The organism is Thermodesulfovibrio aggregans, from assembly GCF_001514535.1.
Classification (GTDB): Bacteria; Nitrospirota; Thermodesulfovibrionia; order Thermodesulfovibrionales; family Thermodesulfovibrionaceae; genus Thermodesulfovibrio; species Thermodesulfovibrio aggregans.
The window spans coordinates 43,622-60,220 of sequence record NZ_BCNO01000002.1 but is presented as its reverse complement, the minus strand read 5'-3'; the positions used below and the strand labels follow the sequence as shown (position 1 = coordinate 60,220).

Here is a 16,599-nt window from a genome sequence, read left to right as displayed (position 1 = left end):
TTCCTCTTTTATTATTGAGAAAGGAAAAGAAGCAGACTGTGCTGTTTCAATCAGAGTTCCGACAGACTCTCTAAGACTCTCTGCAAGAATGATGCTTCTTCTTTCAATTTTAGGTGCATTTGCTTAAAATGTTATAATTTCATATGGATTTGCATCTTATTTTTCTCTATCTTGCTATTTTGCTCTTTTTTGCAAGACTTACAGGCGACATCTTTGCAAAATTTGGAATTCCATCTGTTCTTGGGGAGATATTCGTAGGAGTATTGCTCGGACAAAGTGTCCTTGGAATAATACCTCTCAACGATGTAATGAGACTTCTTGCAGAACTAGGGATAATACTTCTTCTTTTCCATATTGGACTTGAAGCTGATTTAAAACAACTAAAAGAAGTCGGTTTTTCTGCTGCAGCCGTTGCAATAACAGGTGCATTAGCTCCTATGGTTGCTGGATTTCTTGTCTCCTACTATGTTTTTAATTTCCCGGTAATAACCTCTCTTTTCATAGGGGGAACTCTTACTGCCACAAGCATTGGTATTACTGTAAGAGTGCTTGAAGATCTTGGAAAAATGAGAGAGCGATTCGCTCAAATTGTGCTTGGTGCAGCAGTGCTTGATGATATATTTGGTGTTGTCGTTCTTGCTGCGCTTTTTGAGTTTTCAAAAACTCAGGAAATCAATGTTAATGCTACATTGCTTCTAATACTCTATATTGGAACTTTCTTTTTGTTTGCTCCTATAATAGGTAAATTTTTTGCTTATTTTATAAGTACTCTTTCAAGACGGCTAAATACCCTTGATTTTGTTCCTCCTGTTGTTGTTGCCATAATTCTGCTGTTTGCCTTTGCTGCCCATGAGATAGGGTCTCCTGAAATACTCGGTGCTTTCACAGCTGGGATAGCTTTTTCAAGAAGGTTTACAATTCCTTTTGCAGCAGCCTTTCAGGCAGACAGACAGATTATTCATAAAATTGAAGAATCCTTGAATCCATTAATATGGCTTTTTACTCCCATATTTTTTGTTTATGTGGGACTACAGCTTAATCTGAAAGCAATAGATTTCTCTTCCTTGAATTTCTGGCTTTTAAGTGCTGTTTTGTTCCTGGTTGCTCTTACAACGAAATTATTGGCTGGTTTATTTATCAAAGGAACAAAGAAGGAAAAATTAAGCGTGGGATTTTCTATGCTTCCAAGAGGTGAAGTGGGTCTCATTTTTGCCGAATTTGGTAGAATAAGCGGAGTTTATGATAGCACTCTTTATGCAGTTATTATATTTGTGGTTGCCCTTACTACTCTGCTTTCTCCTATTGTGTTGAAAACTCTTTTAAAAGAGAAAGGAGGAGACAGCTATGGTTAGGCATGATGTAAGTCTTTTTACTGATTTTGATATTTATCTTTTTAAAGAGGGGAATCATTTCAATGCCTATGATAAGCTTGGTGCTCATATCATAGAAGTTGATGGTCAGAGGGGAACTTACTTTGCCGTATGGGCACCAAATGCAGAGCAGGTTTATGTTATAGGTGATTTTAATAGATGGAAACTCTCACATCCTCTTGGGATAAGATGGGATGGCTCTGGCATATGGGAAGGTTTTATCCCAGGTGTTGAGAAAGGAACAAAGTACAAATACTACATAATTTCAAAATATGGTTATCATTTAGAAAAAGGTGATCCCTATGCTTTCCTTTGGGAGACACCACCTAAGACAGCATCAATAGTCTGGGATCTTGAGTATCAGTGGAATGATGAAGAGTGGATGAAAAACAGAGCTAAAAGCAACTCTCTTTATTCACCCATATCAATATATGAAGTTCATCTTGGCTCGTGGAGGAGAGTTCCTGAAGAAGGAAACAGACCTCTTTCATACAGAGAACTTGCTTATTGGTTGCCTGAATATGTAAAAGAGATGGGATTCACTCATGTGGAATTCCTTCCAGTTATGGAGCATCCTTTTTATGGTTCCTGGGGATATCAGGTAACAGGATATTTTGCACCTACAAGCAGATACGGAACACCTCAGGATTTTATGTATTTGATTGACAGGCTTCATCAAAATGGCATTGGTGTAATTCTTGACTGGGTACCCTCTCATTTTCCTGATGATGGACATGGACTCAGCTTCTTTGATGGAACATATCTTTATGAGCATCAGGATCCAAAAAAAGGATATCATCCTCATTGGCACAGTTATATTTTCAATCATGGGAGAAATGAGATCAGAAACTTTCTTATAAGTTCAGCAGTATTCTGGCTTGAAAAGTATCATGTCGATGGATTAAGAGTGGATGCGGTTGCTTCAATGCTTTATCTTGATTATGGAAGACAGCCCGGAGAGTGGATTCCCAATAAATATGGAGGCAAGGAAAACCTGGAGGCAATAGAATTCATAAGAAGGCTTAATGAAACAGTTTACGAAAAATTTCCTGATACACAAACCATTGCTGAGGAATCTACTGCATGGCCCCTTGTTACCCGGCCTACTTATCTTGGTGGATTGGGATTTGGCATGAAGTGGAATATGGGCTGGATGCATGACACCCTATTTTATTTTTCAAGAGATCCAATTTACAGAAAATATCATCACAATCAACTTACTTTCAGCATCTGGTATGCTTTCAGTGAGAATTATGTTTTGCCTCTTTCCCATGATGAAGTTGTTTATGGAAAAGGGGCTTTGATAAACAAAATGCCCGGTGATTACTGGCAGAAATTTGCTAATCTAAGGCTTCTTTATGGATACATGTATGCCCATCCTGGTAAAAAACTTCTCTTTATGGGAGGAGAGTTTGCTCAATGGAATGAGTGGTATCACGAAGAGAGCTTGCACTGGCATCTTCTAAACTATCCTCATCATCAGGGTATTCAAAGGTTGGTGAAAGATTTAAACAATCTTTACAAAAATGAGCCAGCCCTTTATGAACTTGACTTTGACCCATCAGGTTTTGAATGGATTGATTTCAGTGACGCAGACCAGAGCATTATAAGTTTTTTAAGAAAAACTAAAAATCCTGATGATACAATTTTAATAGTATGTAATTTTACTCCGGTGCCAAGACTTAATTACCGTGTAGGTGTTCCTGTGAGAGGTTTCTGGAAAGAGATTTTTAACAGTGATTCAGAGCTCTATGGCGGAAGCAACTGTGGAAACATGGGTGGAGTTTATGCAGATGATATACCTATGCATGGAAGAGCATATTCTTTAAATTTAACATTGCCTCCTTTGGGCATTCTTTTTTTAAAAAGGCAAAAGTAATAATCTGTAATTCATAATTATTATAAATTATTTTCCTTCCTGTGAATTTGTTGAAAGTTGAATACATGATTTTCCCTCAAATTTCCCTCCCTCTTCAATTGAGAGTTTGAGAGTATAGATTTCGCCTGTTACACTGCCCTTGTGAGTTATTGTAATTATCTCTGAAGCATTTATAATTCCATTTACATTTCCACCTATCACTATTCCTCTACATGTGATCTTCCCTGTAATTTTTCCTGAATCTCCCACTGAAATCCAATCTGCTCTTATTGTACCCTCTACTGTCCCGTCAATTCTTAAACCACTATTTGATGTGATCTCTCCATTTATAAAAGTTTCTGCTCCGATTACTGTTTCCATCTTTTGTTGTTTTTTAAAAAACATTAGGGTCCTCCTTAAGATAGGATAAGGGATTAACAGGCGAGTTATTTTTCCATACTTCATAATGCAGATGAGGTCCTGTAGTTGAACCAGTATTTCCTGAAATAGCTATTATCTCTCCCCTTTTTACTCTTTGCCCTACTGTTACGAGATTTTGTTTATTATGGGCATAAACAGTGGTAAAACCGTAACCATGTTTTATCATTACCACATTTCCATTACGAGCCTGATATCCTGAAAAAACCACTATTCCATCTGCTGTTGCTTTGATTTCTGTACCAGAGGGTACTGAAATATCAATGCCTGTGTGGAGTTCTTCATATCCGTATTTTGGATGCTCTCTTTTCCCAAAATAAGATGTTATTTCTCCATTAACAGGCCAGCCAAGAGGTGTTGATCTATATATGTCATGTTGTTGTGATAGAAAACTTTTTATTTCGCTTACTGATTCTATGGCTTTTTCACTAATTTTTTTTAGTTCTTCTATATTAATGTCACCTGATGGATTAAAAGTTAAAGATTCAAGAATTTCCTTTTTTGATTTCAAAGAAAAAATTCTGCTAAGCTCTGCTTCAGCATGTTTTAAAGTAACAATTGTAGATTTAAGTTCATTAAACTTGGTCATTATATATGAAAACTCTTGCTTCATTCGATAATATTCAATTGTGTTAACAGCTTTTGATAAAACATAAACATTAAAAGCAAATGTTAAAGAAATAAGTAGAAAAATTGATAAAAAAGGAAGTTTTACACCATAAACCTTTGTTCTTCCATGGGGTATAAACATGATTGTGACAGGAGAAAAAAGTTTTAAAATAAGTTTTCTTACTTTATACACTTCTCCACCTCCTTACTTTACCCATTGGATAAATTATTATTTCAAATTTCTAATCAATATTCAAGTTTTTTTATCTCAAGAACTTGTTTAAATTTCTGTAAGATTAATATAATAAAAACATGATTAGAAACACATTTATACTTCTTGATGGAATAGGTGAAAAAAGAGAAAAGAGACTGTGGGGAGAGGGGATTCTTACATGGGAGGATTTTTTCCAAAGTAAAGAGGTTCTTGATATAGATTACGATAAAAAAAGGGTTTACGACGAATTTCTATATAGAGCCTGTGATGCATTAGCCTCTAAAAATTGCTACTTCTTTGCTGAAAAACTGAAAAAAAGAGAGCACTGGAGACTATTTGAGGAATTTTTAAATGACGCTTTATGCCTTGATATAGAAACCAATGGATTAACTCCAGAAAAAGGTGGATATATAACAGTTGTAGGATTGTACTCAATAAAAGGATACAAAGCTTTAGTTAAAGGAGAAAATCTCACTGAAGAATCGCTTCAGCAAATTCTTGATGAACATAAGTATTTAATTACCTTCTATGGATGCATTTTTGATATCCCCTTTCTTAAAAAAGAATTCCCCAATTTGAGGATAGAACACCTCCCCCATTTCGATCTTTTTTTTGCAGGGAAAAGACTTGGAATTCAGGGTGGACTTAAAAAGCTTGAAACCTTATTTTTAATTGAGAGAGATGATGAACTTAAAGGACTTAACGGATATGATGCTGTAAAACTATGGAAGGCTTATTTAAATGGAAGCATTGAGAGTCTTGAAAAATTAATTTCTTATAATCGGGCAGACACAGAGAATTTATTTCAACTTGGAAAGATTTTTTATGAGATGTTGCGTTCACAGGTAGGCATTGAAGAGTTTATGGATAATGGAACAAAGAGAACTTCTCAAAAGGTTTCTTAACTACTGCCTTACTGAAAAAGCCCTGTCTATAAATACAGTAAAATCTTATGAAAGTGATTTGAAAGGCTTTTTAAGATGGATTGAGGAGCAAAATATATTGATTCTCGAATGTAAAAAGGACGACATATTACACTATCTTTTAGAATTAAAAGAAAAAGGTTTCAATTCTTCCTCCATTGCAAGAAATATATCTTCTTTAAAGCAGTTTTTCCGATTCTTGATTATTGAAGATTTAATAAAACATGACCCAACAGAAGGACTCAAATCTCCAAAGCTGTGGCTGAGACTTCCAAAGGCTCTTGAACTTGATGAGGTAAAAAAGCTTCTTTCAGTAATGCTTGAAAGCAAGTACTATTTAAGAGATATTACTATGCTCGAGTTAATGTATGCTTCGGGATTAAGGGTTAGTGAACTTGTCAATTTAAAGTTGAGCGATATAAATTTTGAAGCAGGATTTATAAGAGTCAGAGGTAAGGGAGACAAAGAAAGAGTTGTTCCCATAGCTCATCGTTCAATGGAAAAGCTTAAAAAGTATCTTGTAGAACTAAGACCAAAGCTTCTCAAAAGAAATGCCTCAGATTATGTTTTCCTCAACAATCGTGGGCAGGCAATGACAAGGCAGAGATTCTGGCAAAATCTAAAAGCGATGGGAAAGATTGCTGGAGTGAATGTAACACCTCATATGATTAGGCATAGCTTTGCAACACATCTTCTTGAAGGCGGTGCAGATTTAAGGTCATTACAGAAAATGCTTGGACACAGTGACATCTCTACCACACAGATTTATACCAAAGTTTCAATGGACAGGCTTCGCAAAGAGTATCTTAAACACCACCCAAGAGCTAAGTAGATGAACTTTCATTTTTAAGCCAGACAACTCTCTGAGGGAAGGGTATTTCAATGCCTTCTTCTTGAAAGCGTTTAAATATTCTTTTTCTTAGTTCATGCTGTATGGGAAACTGATAGGATATATCCTCAATATGACAAACGAGGGTAAAATCAAGGGAACTTTCCCCAAAACCAGGGATAAATCTTACCATGGGTTCAGGTTCCCTTAGCAGACCTGGGATTTCTTCAACAGCTTTTTTAACTTCTTCAAGTAATAATTTCTCAACCTTTTCAGGGTCTGCTGAATAGCTTACACTTATAGGAATCTGCAGAGACATTCTTTTTTCAGGAAGAAAGTAGTTTACCACAATGCTCTGGGCAAGCTTGCTGTTTGGTATTATTATCATGTTATTTGGAAGCATCCGTATTCTTGTTGTTCTCCACGAGATATCCTCTACATATCCTTCCTGTCCTGTCTCAAGACGAACGAAATCTCCAACTCTTATTGTTTTTTCTGCCATGATGTGTATTCCAGCAAAGAGATTTTCAAGGGTGTCTTTAAGTGCCAGAGCAACCGCAAGACCTCCTATACCAAGTGCGGTTATCAAGGGTGCAATAGAAATACCGAAGATGTTAAGAATTATTATAAAACCGATTAAATAAACAGCACCTTTTATTATTGTATTTAAAAGACCTGTTGATTGAACAGAAACAGTTGAACGTTCCACATACTGAATAAAGAGTCTGTTAACGAGATTGGCAGCAGCTACAGTGATTGATAGAATTATCAGAACATGAATTGCTTTAATTACATACAAAGTATACTTTGAGGGAATTTCTGAGCTTTCAATTCCAATGTAAAGGGCTATTCCAATGCACCAAAATATGGAAGGAAGCTTGATTGTGTTGATTATTACATCATCTATGCCTGTTTTTGTCCTTTTAGCCCACTGATGAAGTATTTTAAACAGAAAAAATCTTGCAAACAGTAAAACCCCTGCTGAAGCTAATACTACAGCAGAGGAAATCGCTAGTTTTTCAATATTCATGAGTTATTTTACAGTTACATAAACTTTTTCACTAACTGTATATTTAGCAAGAGCATCATAGACATCTTCTGCTGTTACTATGCTTCCTCCAGGTCTTCCGTAGAGATAAACTTCTGCCATTCCATTTACTGCAAGCTTTACATCTTCAACCATCTGCCCTACATTGAACTCAACAACAATAAATCTCTCTATTTCCTGAGCAAGCTGTCTTACTGGCTCTTCAGGAAATGGAAAAAGAGTTATAGGTCTTAGAAGTCCGATTTTTAAACCTTCCTGTCTCAGTCTTCTGATTGCAGAGAGAGTGATTCTTGCAGCAGAACCAAAGGCTACAACCACAACCTCTGCGTCATCAAGAAAGTAAGTCTCATACCTAACTTCCTTTTCTTTCCATCTCTGATACTTTTCCTGAAGTTTCCAGTTATGTTTTTCAAGCTCTCCCTCAGCCATTAAAAGAGTTCTTATAAATCTCGAAGGTCTTCCTTTTGCACCTGTTAACGCCCATGAAGTTTTATCAAAGAATTTTAACTCAGGAACTTTTGGTATTACAGGTTCCATCATCTGTGCAATAACACCATCTCCAAGAATCATAACAGGATTTCTCCATTCATCAGCTTTTTCAAAGGCAAGTATTGTGTAGTCCCAGAGTTCCTGAACACTGAAAGGTGCGTAAACAAGAAGCCTGTAATCTCCATGCCCGCCACCTTTTACTGCCTGAAAGTAGTCTGCCTGACTTCCTGAAATATTGCCAAGCCCTGGTCCACCACGCATCATATTAACAATAACTGCAGGCAGTTCTGCTGAAGCCATATATGATATTGCCTCTTGTTTTAAGCTAATACCGGGTGAACTTGAAGAAGTCATTACTCTTACGCCGCAGGCAGATGCACCATAAATCATGTTTGCCGCTGCAATCTCGCTTTCAGCCTGAATAAATACCCCTCCTACCTCTGGTAGTCTTTTTGATAAGTATTCTGGAATTTCATTTTGAGGGGTAATTGGATATCCTGCATAAAATTTTAAACCAGCCTTAATTGCAGCCTCTGCTACAGCTTCGTTTCCTTTCATCAGAACTTTATTCATAGGAACTCCTTTCAAAGTGTTTTAACAATATTATATTTTATACTCGTTTATAAAATACACTGTCAAGAAAAGTTTTATGCTATAATTTAGAAACTTTTTGCAAGGAGGTCAAAATGAAAGCAATAATGAAGGCATTCAAAAAAGCTGTTGCATTAGACAGTACGGTTCATAGAGATCTAAAAGTAAAAATGCCTGAAAACTATTCATATATGGCAGATGTTGAAGTGGTTCCTCTTACTTACTCAGAGATTTTATCTGCCACCATGTATTATCCTGTCATGTTCGGCACTCAGGATAGAGAAGTTTTTCCATTTGCTGTTACAGGGATTAATGGCAAAAACGTATATTTAAAGAAAGACGGAACATGGAAGGTTGATGTAGTGCCAAATGTTTGTAAACATTATCCTTTCGGAGTTTTTAAAGAAGGTGATGAATACACCATTATTTTTGATGAGGTTTACTCCTCCGATTACGGAGAGAGAATCTTTGATGATGAAGGCAGTGATACAGAGTTTTTCTCAAAAATTAAGCAGGGACTTACAGAACTTGCAAGAGATTTTCATGATGCAGAGGAGTGTTCAAAAGAACTTCTTGAGCTTGGATTGTTGAAACAGTTTGACCTTGATGTCGATACAAAGCTTGGGAAAATGCAGTTTCGCAATATGTTAATGGCAAATGTTGAGAATTTATCAAAAATTCTACCTGAAAAACTCTATAATATCAACTCAAAAGGTTATCTATTGATTCTTTATGCCCATTATTTGAGCTTGAGAAACTTCAAGCTTTTTGACATATTTGCAGAACTCTGAGATTAAAAAATCCGGGTTTAGGCATCTTCTATCTTCACATACATTAGGAAAACAGGGTTTGCAGCCTTCATAACGAATTATTATATAATTCTCACCAATTGGATGCCACACTTCAGGGTCTGTTGGTCCGAAGATAATAATTGAAGGAACTCCGAGATAGCTACTTAGATGACTTACTCCGCTGTCAAGTCCGATATAAAGATTTGCTTTAAGAAGAGTATTTGCAATTTCCAGAGAGTCTTCAATGTAAACTGAGTTTTTGAATATATTTGTGAATTCTACTTCTGCTGGTCCGACAATATAGAGAACATCAAAGCCCGATTTTTTTAAAAATTTTTCTAACTCAAAGAAAAAAGTCAAATCAGTATTTTTCTTTTTTGAACCACTGCCCGGATGAACAATGCATAACTTTCCATCTTGAACCTTGAACTTTGAACCTTGAATCGCCGAAGGCTGATGGGCTAATGGAAGAGTTTTAGAAAACTTTTCATTTTCAAGTCCAAGTTTTTTCAAATAGTAATCCACTACCCAGATTTTCTCTTCAGGAATTGGATTAATATGGATTGAGCTATTACTGTTGAGAAGTTCTCTGTTTTTTGAAAAAACTATTTTCAAATCAAAATCTTCTTTTGGTTGATAAAATATTACCCTTTTACAGAAACCAGCCCTCACCGCGAGCTTGAAGTATTCAGGATTTCCCCAGACAGTTAGTTCATATCCCTTATTTGTTAGAATCTCAAGCACCGGATAGACAAGAAGACTGTCTCCCAATCCTCCCATGCGATAAACAAGAGCTTTCATGATATAATTTTAAAATCATGTATAAAATAAGAACAAATCGTGGTGAAGTCTTTGAAGGAAAAGATGAAAGCCTTCTTCAGATTTTACAGAATCATTCAGTATATGTTCCTGCATCCTGTGGTGGAAAAGGAAGTTGTGGAAGGTGTAAGATTAAAATTTTAGAGGGAAAAGTAAAATCAACTTCCTTCTTTGGTATATCAGAAAATGAAAAATCTGAAGGTTTTGTTCTTGCCTGCCAGAGTTTTCCTCAAAGCGACATCTTCATTGAATTGCCACATCAGTTAATCACAGTTTCTGAAAGAATAGCCCTTGCAAATGAAAAAATTATAGAAAAGATATTCAAAACCATTGAGCTTAATCCATTGGTAAAAAGAGTAAACTTAAAAATACAACCACCTGATATTGATTCTCAGGCAGACTTTGAAAGACTAAAACAGGCAGCTGGCAAAGATTTATCAATATCAAGGAAACTTGCCTGTCAACTTTCAGATTTTTTAAGACAAAACAACTGGCATGTCAGTTTAGCCATAACAGATGATGAAATTATCGACTTTGTCTCAGATTCAAAAAAGATCTACGGAGTTGCTGTAGATATTGGAACTACTACAGTAGCACTGGCTTTGGTGGATCTTGAAGAAGGAAGAATTGTTGATGTTGCTACATGTTATAACTCTCAGATTAATTACGGAGATGATGTAATTACGAGAATTGTTTATGCAGAGGAAAAACCTGAAGGACTTAATATTTTAAGAAAGTGTATTGTTGACGATATAAATGCTCTCTTAAATACTGTTTCAATGAGGAATAAAGAAGGCAGAATTTATTATGTTACACTGTCTGGCAATACTACAATGTGTCATCTTTTCTGGGGAATTAATCCAAAGTATATAAGGCAGGAGCCTTACATCCCTACACTGAATCATTATCCAGTATGGAGAGTTTCTGATGCCAGACTTTCAGCAGATTCGCAGATACCTGTATACACAATTCCCTCTGTTGCTGGTTATGTAGGAGGAGATATTGTTGCAGGAGTGCTTGCATCAGGGCTTTATGAAAATGAAGAGTTATCTTTGTTTATTGACATAGGAACAAATGGTGAAATTGTGGTTGGTAATAGAGATTTTCTTGTTACAGCATCAACATCTGCAGGACCATGTTTTGAAGGAAGTGGAATAAGCTGTGGAATGAGAGCAACTGAGGGAGCAGTAGAGGTTTTTAGATATCAACGGGAAAACGATAGTTTTGAATTTAAAGTTATAGGTAATGTGCCTCCAAGAGGAATATGCGGAAGTGGGATGATAGATATTTTATCAGAACTTTTCATGAGCGGAGTTGTTGATCAGAAAGGAAAGCTAATTGTTGATAAGTCCAAACATATAAAGTTCAAAGTGCAACCGCCTTACGGCGATTCAACCGCCCGCAACCCTGCGGGTGATTCAACCGCCCTTCGGGCGATTCAAGGTTCAGGGTTCAAAGAAGAGGATGAGGAGATAAGATTCGTTATTTCTTCGGATTGCTACATAACCCAATCAGATATTGACAACATTATAAGAGCAAAGGCTGCTATTTATGCTGGGATTTCAACTCTTCTTGAAGAGCTGGGGATACAGGAAAAAGAATTAAAAAAAGTTTATATTGCAGGAGGATTTGGAGAGTTTCTTGATGTGAAAAAGGCTGTAAAAATAGGTATGCTTCCAAATCTTGCTGAGGAAAGATTCGTATTTTTAGGTAACACTTCCCTGACAGGCGCTATTTTGTGTCTCTTAAGCAGACAACTAAGAGAAACTGCAGAGGAGATTGCTAAAAAGATGACATACATTGATCTTTCAAGGTCAAAGAGATTTATGGATGAATATGTTTCAGCGCTCTTTTTACCCCACACTGATTGGGAAAGATTTAAGGAATTAAGTTAAAATTAGGCAATAAACTAAGTGCTGGAGGAAAGGATGAAAGTTTTTAATACTCTAACTGGCAGAGTTGAAGAGTTTGAACCTCTTAATAACAGGCAAGTTGGTATTTATGCCTGTGGAGTTACTGTTTATGACCTCTGCCACATTGGTCATGCAAGAAGTGCTGTTGTTTTTGATGTAATTGTTAGATATTTAAGATACAAAGGCTATGAAGTCACATTTGTGAGAAATTTTACTGATATTGATGACAAAATCATAAACAGAGCAAATAAAGAAGGATTAAGCTGGAAGGAAGTTGCTGAGAAATATACTGAAGAATACTACAAAGATATGGATCGTCTTGGAATATTAAGAGCTGACATAGAGCCAAAGGCAACAGAACACATAAAAGAGATGATAGAGATAATTCAAAAATTAGTTGAAAAAGGATATGCCTATGAAGTAGATGAAGGTGAGGCAAAGAGTGTTTATTTTTCAGTTGAAAAGTTTCCGCAGTACGGAAAACTTTCAAAGAAAAAGATTGATGAATTGATGAGCGGTGCAAGAGTTGAGGTAGATGAAAGGAAAAAAAGTCCCCTTGATTTTGCTCTATGGAAAGCATCAAAACCGGGTGAACCCTGGTGGGATTCACCCTGGGGCAAAGGAAGACCTGGATGGCACATAGAATGTTCTGCCATGTCAATAAAATATCTCGGTGAAACCTTTGACATTCATGGTGGTGGTGCGGACTTAATATTTCCCCATCACGAAAATGAGATTGCCCAGTCTGAGGCATTTACCGGTAAACCCTTTGCCAAATACTGGATTCATAATGGCTTTGTTACAATAAACAAAGAAAAGATGTCAAAATCACTTGGAAATGTTCTCAACATCAGGGATCTGCTTGAGCTTTACGATGCTGAAGCTCTGAGGCTTTTTCTTCTTTCCAGTCATTACCGCAGCCCCATAGAGTTTTCCCATGAGTATCTTAAAGAAGCTGAAGCAACTCTTGATAGAGTTTATAGCACAATAATGAGAATTGAAGATTTTGAAAAAGTTGAGCCAAAAGACAAGAGCAGTTTAGATTTGAGCAAAATCAGTTCAGAACTTAAAAGCCTCAGACCAGAGTTTGAAAAAGCAATGGATGATGACTTCAATACAGCAAAAGCATTAGGAATAATATTCGAATTCGTTAAAGAACTTAATCGCTTTATGGATAAAAAGCCATCGAGCAAAGAAGAGCTGAATTTGCTTTTTACTTCAAAAGAAACAATCCAGAAACTCGGCAGTATTTTAAATCTTTTTCAACGCACGCCGATACAGTGGTATCGTGATTTGCTTAAAACTAAAAAAATAGAGATTACAGAGGAAGATATCAACAGATTGATTGATGAAAGAACTCAGGCAAGAAAAAACAAAGATTGGCAAAAAGCTGATAGCATCAGGCAGGAACTTCTCTCAAAAGGAATTATTCTTGAGGATAAACCTGAAAGAACAATATGGAAAGTAAAAGTATAATTATCTATGGCGTAAATCCTGTCCGTGAAGCTTTCAAGATACCGGAAGCTTTAAAGGAAATTTACATATCGAAAAACAGAGTCTCAAAGCTTAAAGAAATAATTGAGCTTGCTGAGAAAAACTCAATCCCTGTTAAATTAGTGGATGAAAGCTTTATTGAAAAAAATGCAAAGGGAGTTCATCAGGGAATAGTTGCCAGAGTTAAACCGAAAAGAACTATCACCCTTGAGGAAGCTCTTAAGATACCATCACAAAAACAGGAACCTGCCTTTTTCTTAATTCTTGATCTGGTTGAAGACCCTCAAAATTTTGGAAGCATTTGCAGAGTGGCTGATGCTGCGGGTATTCATGCAGTAGTTTATCAGGAGCGACGCTCTGTAGGAGTTGTCCCTTCTGCATGGAAAGCCTCTGCCGGAGCTCTCTGGCATGTTAATCTTGTAGAAATTAACAACATCAAATACGCAATCAGAACTCTTAAAGAGCATGATATTAAAATCTACGGTGCTGAAGCTCAGGGCGAGGATGTTTTCTGGGAATGCGATTTCAGATGTCCTACAGCTCTGGTAGTTGGCTCTGAAGGAAAAGGAATAAGGCAGACAGTGCTTTCTTTGTGTGATGAAATCGTAAAAATTCCAATGAAAGGAAAAGTAAACTCCCTGAATGTTTCTAACTCTGTTAGCATAATTGCCTTTGAAGTTTTAAGACAAAGAAAGAGTTTATGACGAAAACCGTTGAAATCCCTATCAAAGGAATGACATGTGCTGCCTGTGCTCAGGCTGTAGGTAGAGCTCTAAAAAAGGTTGAAGGAGTCATTGATGCAGAGGTAAATCTTCTCACTGAAAAAGCAAAGATTGAGGTAAGCGATAGGGTTGATATTCACAGATTAATAAGCATTGTAAGAGCAACAGGATATGACATAGGAAAGACCAGTCTTTATTTACAGATAACCGAGCTTGACAGTGATACTGCAAGACTTATTGAAGAAAAACTATCTCAAACTGAAGGAATCATAGAGGTAAAAACTGATGTGGTTAGTAAAAATGCTGTTTTATCATATATTCCTACAATCATTGATGAGGCTAAGATACTGTCCGCTCTAAAAAATCTTAGTATAAAGGCAAAGAAGATTGCTGATACTGTATCTGCCTTTGAAGAAAAAAAGAGAGAGTTTGAAAAGCTTAAAAGAGACCTTATTATAAGTTTTATCTTTACACTGCCTGTTTTTCTTGGAAGCATGTTTCATATACCTTTTCTGCGAGAGGGTTTTGTTCAGCTTGTGCTTACCACTCCTGTTCAATTTATTACAGGATGGAGATTTCACAGGCTTGCATTCACTGCCCTCAAGCATGGGCAGGCAAATATGAACAGTCTTGTCAGTCTTGGAACAAATGCAGCCTATTTTTACAGCCTTGCAATGCTACTTTTCGGACATGAAGGCAGTCACTTTTACTTTGAAACCTCTGCAGTTATAATTACCCTAATACTTTTTGGAAGGACTCTTGAAGAAAGAGCAAAGGCAAAAACATCTGATGCAATTCAAAGGCTTATTCAGATGCAACCAAAGACTGCACTGGTATTTAGAGATGGCAGGGAGATGGAGATACCAATTGATGAGGTAAAGATTGGTGATATAGTGATTGTCAGGCAGTCAGAAAAAATCCCTGTTGATGGTGTTATTATTGATGGTACATGCTCAATAGATGAGTCAATGATAACAGGAGAACCAATCCCGGTTGATAAAACATCAGGAGACAGAGTAATAGGTGGCACAATAGTTCTTTCAGGATTTGTAAGGATTGAGGCAAGGGCAGTAGGAAAAGAATCGCTGCTCAGTCAGATTATTAAACTGATTCAGGAGGCACAGACAGGAAAACCACCTGTTCAGAGGCTTGCAGATAAAATCTCGGCAATATTTGTTCCTACAGTTCTAACTATAGCAGTATTAACCTTTTTACTGTGGATGATTTTCGGCGGAAATCTTTCAATTGCTCTTTCAAATGCCATCGCTGTATTAATCATTGCCTGCCCCTGTGCTTTGGGACTTGCAACACCAACAGCAATAATGGTTGCTACAGGAAGAGCTGCCAGGGAGGGAATTCTTTTAAGAAATGTGGAAAAACTTGAAGAACTAAACAGGATAGAGATTCTTTTTACAGATAAAACAGGCACACTGACTCAGGGAAAACCTGAAGTTAACAGGGTTCAATACTTTGATATGCCTGAAAAGGAAGTTTTAAGACTTGTAGGCAGTGCTGAAAAATACTCTGAACATCCTCTTGCAAGAGCAATTTTAAGACACTGCATGAGAGAGGGAGTTAATCTGGAGGAGCCAGTGCAGTTTCAGGTAATTGCAGGAGGTGGCGTGAGAGCAAAGGTAAGAGATTCACAGGGCATTGAAAGAGATATATTAATTGGAAGCGGCAAATTAATAGAAAAGAATAAAATTAACTTACCAGAAATATTTTCCGATATAGCTACCACTGTTTATGCCTCAATTGATGGTAAGGTGCAGGCAGTTTTTTACATCATCGATCCAATAAGACAAGAGACACCCGAAACAATAGAGGAACTCAAAAAAATGGGTATTGAAATAACCATTCTTACAGGAGATAATCCACTGACAGCCAGAGCAATTGCTGAAAAATTAGGAATAAAACAATACTTCGCAGGAGTTCTTCCCAATGAAAAGGCAAAAATAGTGAGAAAATATAGAGTTGAAGAGAGAAAAATCGTTGGCATGATAGGAGATGGAATAAACGATGCTCCAGCTCTTGCAGAGGCAAACATAGGTATTGCAATGGGAAGTGGAACAGATATAGCAATACATACAGCAGATGTAACACTTATGAAAGGTGGCTTAAAAGGTGTGCCATCTTTGATAAAATTGAGCAAACTCACCTTAAAAACTATCAAAGAAAACCTCTTCTGGGCTTTCATCTATAACATAATTGGCATTCCGATAGCAGCAGGAGTTTTGTATTTATTGGGTGGACCACTTCTTAATCCAATGATAGCCTCTCTTGCCATGTCCCTGAGTTCAGTGTCCGTTGTAAGTAATTCGCTTAGATTGAAGAGAAGAAAAATTTAGAGAATTGACAATAAAGGTAAGAAAAAATTTATAATTCATCAAATGGGCGATTAGCTCAGTGGGAGAGCGCTTCCTTCACACGGAAGAGGTCGTGGGTTCAAATCCCTCATCGCCCATTGATTTTTAAGGATTTTTTAGCCTGC

At 36.7% G+C, this 16,599-nt stretch carries 14 protein-coding genes and 1 tRNA gene; 10 read left to right on the top strand and 5 right to left on the bottom strand.

All coding sequences use genetic code 11. The features are described from left to right. Nucleotides 1-143 precede the first annotated feature (143 nt). The gene (locus TAGGR_RS06785) at nucleotides 144-1,352 is read left to right on the top strand and encodes a cation:proton antiporter (protein ID WP_059176618.1); all 1,209 of its coding nucleotides are present in this window, start codon (nucleotides 144-146) and stop codon (nucleotides 1,350-1,352) included. Beyond that, complete coding sequence (gene glgB, locus TAGGR_RS06780) at nucleotides 1,345-3,249, top strand: 1,4-alpha-glucan branching protein GlgB (protein WP_059176617.1); 1,905 nt, start codon at nucleotides 1,345-1,347, stop codon at nucleotides 3,247-3,249. Before TAGGR_RS06785 ends, glgB begins: the two co-directional genes overlap by 8 nt. Before the next feature lie 27 nt (nucleotides 3,250-3,276). On the opposite strand, the gene TAGGR_RS06775 is transcribed toward glgB, so the two are convergent. Then, the gene (locus TAGGR_RS06775; protein ID WP_059176616.1) at nucleotides 3,277-3,633 is read right to left on the bottom strand and encodes a bactofilin family protein; all 357 of its coding nucleotides are present in this window, start codon (nucleotides 3,631-3,633) and stop codon (nucleotides 3,277-3,279) included. Continuing rightward, nucleotides 3,623-4,468 carry a M23 family metallopeptidase gene (locus TAGGR_RS06770; protein ID WP_059176615.1) on the bottom strand — a complete coding sequence of 282 codons (846 nt, stop codon included), beginning with the start codon at nucleotides 4,466-4,468 and terminating at the stop codon, nucleotides 3,623-3,625. The genes TAGGR_RS06775 and TAGGR_RS06770 overlap by 11 nt, the downstream gene beginning before the upstream one ends. 119 nt (nucleotides 4,469-4,587) lie before the next feature. On the opposite strand from TAGGR_RS06770, the gene TAGGR_RS06765 reads away from it, so the two are divergent. Both TAGGR_RS06765 and xerD read left to right on the top strand, forming a co-directional pair. Next, nucleotides 4,588-5,394, top strand: coding sequence for a ribonuclease H-like domain-containing protein (locus TAGGR_RS06765; RefSeq protein WP_059176614.1), 807 nt, complete (start codon nucleotides 4,588-4,590; stop codon nucleotides 5,392-5,394). Then, nucleotides 5,360-6,244, top strand: coding sequence for a site-specific tyrosine recombinase XerD (xerD, locus tag TAGGR_RS06760; RefSeq protein WP_059176613.1), 885 nt, complete (start codon nucleotides 5,360-5,362; stop codon nucleotides 6,242-6,244). The genes TAGGR_RS06765 and xerD overlap by 35 nt, the downstream gene beginning before the upstream one ends. Here xerD and TAGGR_RS06755 read toward each other — a convergent pair. Next, nucleotides 6,237-7,271, bottom strand: coding sequence for a mechanosensitive ion channel family protein (locus TAGGR_RS06755; RefSeq protein ID WP_059176612.1), 1,035 nt, complete (start codon nucleotides 7,269-7,271; stop codon nucleotides 6,237-6,239). The two genes, xerD and TAGGR_RS06755, sit on opposite strands and share 8 nt — an antisense overlap. A gap of 3 nt (nucleotides 7,272-7,274) precedes the next feature. Continuing rightward, on the bottom strand, nucleotides 7,275-8,351 hold the full coding sequence (locus TAGGR_RS06750; protein ID WP_059176611.1) for a 3-methyl-2-oxobutanoate dehydrogenase subunit VorB: 1,077 nt from the start codon (nucleotides 8,349-8,351) through the stop codon (nucleotides 7,275-7,277). Nucleotides 8,352-8,464: 113 nt separating this feature from the next. Here TAGGR_RS06750 and TAGGR_RS06745 point away from each other — a divergent pair, with 113 nt between their 5' ends. After that, a complete protein-coding gene (locus TAGGR_RS06745; protein WP_059176610.1) occupies nucleotides 8,465-9,160 on the top strand; it encodes a SapC family protein in 696 nt (231 codons plus the stop codon). On the opposite strand, the gene TAGGR_RS06740 is transcribed toward TAGGR_RS06745, so the two are convergent. Next, nucleotides 9,089-9,961 carry a glycosyltransferase family 9 protein gene (locus tag TAGGR_RS06740; RefSeq protein ID WP_059176609.1) on the bottom strand — a complete coding sequence of 291 codons (873 nt, stop codon included), beginning with the start codon at nucleotides 9,959-9,961 and terminating at the stop codon, nucleotides 9,089-9,091. The two genes, TAGGR_RS06745 and TAGGR_RS06740, sit on opposite strands and share 72 nt — an antisense overlap. Before the next feature lie 17 nt (nucleotides 9,962-9,978). On the opposite strand from TAGGR_RS06740, the gene TAGGR_RS06735 reads away from it, so the two are divergent. The 5 genes from TAGGR_RS06735 to TAGGR_RS06715 all read left to right on the top strand — a co-directional run bounded on the left by TAGGR_RS06735 (nucleotide 9,979) and on the right by TAGGR_RS06715 (nucleotide 16,572). Beyond that, a complete protein-coding gene (locus TAGGR_RS06735) occupies nucleotides 9,979-11,874 on the top strand; it encodes an ASKHA domain-containing protein (RefSeq protein WP_059176608.1) in 1,896 nt (631 codons plus the stop codon). 33 nt (nucleotides 11,875-11,907) lie between these two features. Beyond that, nucleotides 11,908-13,368 (top strand): cysteine--tRNA ligase, encoded by a 1,461-nt coding sequence (gene cysS, locus TAGGR_RS06730; protein WP_059176607.1) that lies wholly within the window; start codon nucleotides 11,908-11,910, stop codon nucleotides 13,366-13,368. Continuing rightward, entirely contained in the window at nucleotides 13,350-14,090 is a 741-nt protein-coding gene (rlmB, locus tag TAGGR_RS06725) for a 23S rRNA (guanosine(2251)-2'-O)-methyltransferase RlmB (protein ID WP_059176606.1), read from the top strand. The genes cysS and rlmB overlap by 19 nt, the downstream gene beginning before the upstream one ends. Next, a complete protein-coding gene (locus TAGGR_RS06720; RefSeq protein ID WP_059176605.1) occupies nucleotides 14,087-16,456 on the top strand; it encodes a heavy metal translocating P-type ATPase in 2,370 nt (789 codons plus the stop codon). Before rlmB ends, TAGGR_RS06720 begins: the two co-directional genes overlap by 4 nt. A gap of 44 nt (nucleotides 16,457-16,500) precedes the next feature. Further along, nucleotides 16,501-16,572, top strand: a tRNA-Val gene (locus tag TAGGR_RS06715). Nucleotides 16,573-16,599 lie beyond the last annotated feature (27 nt).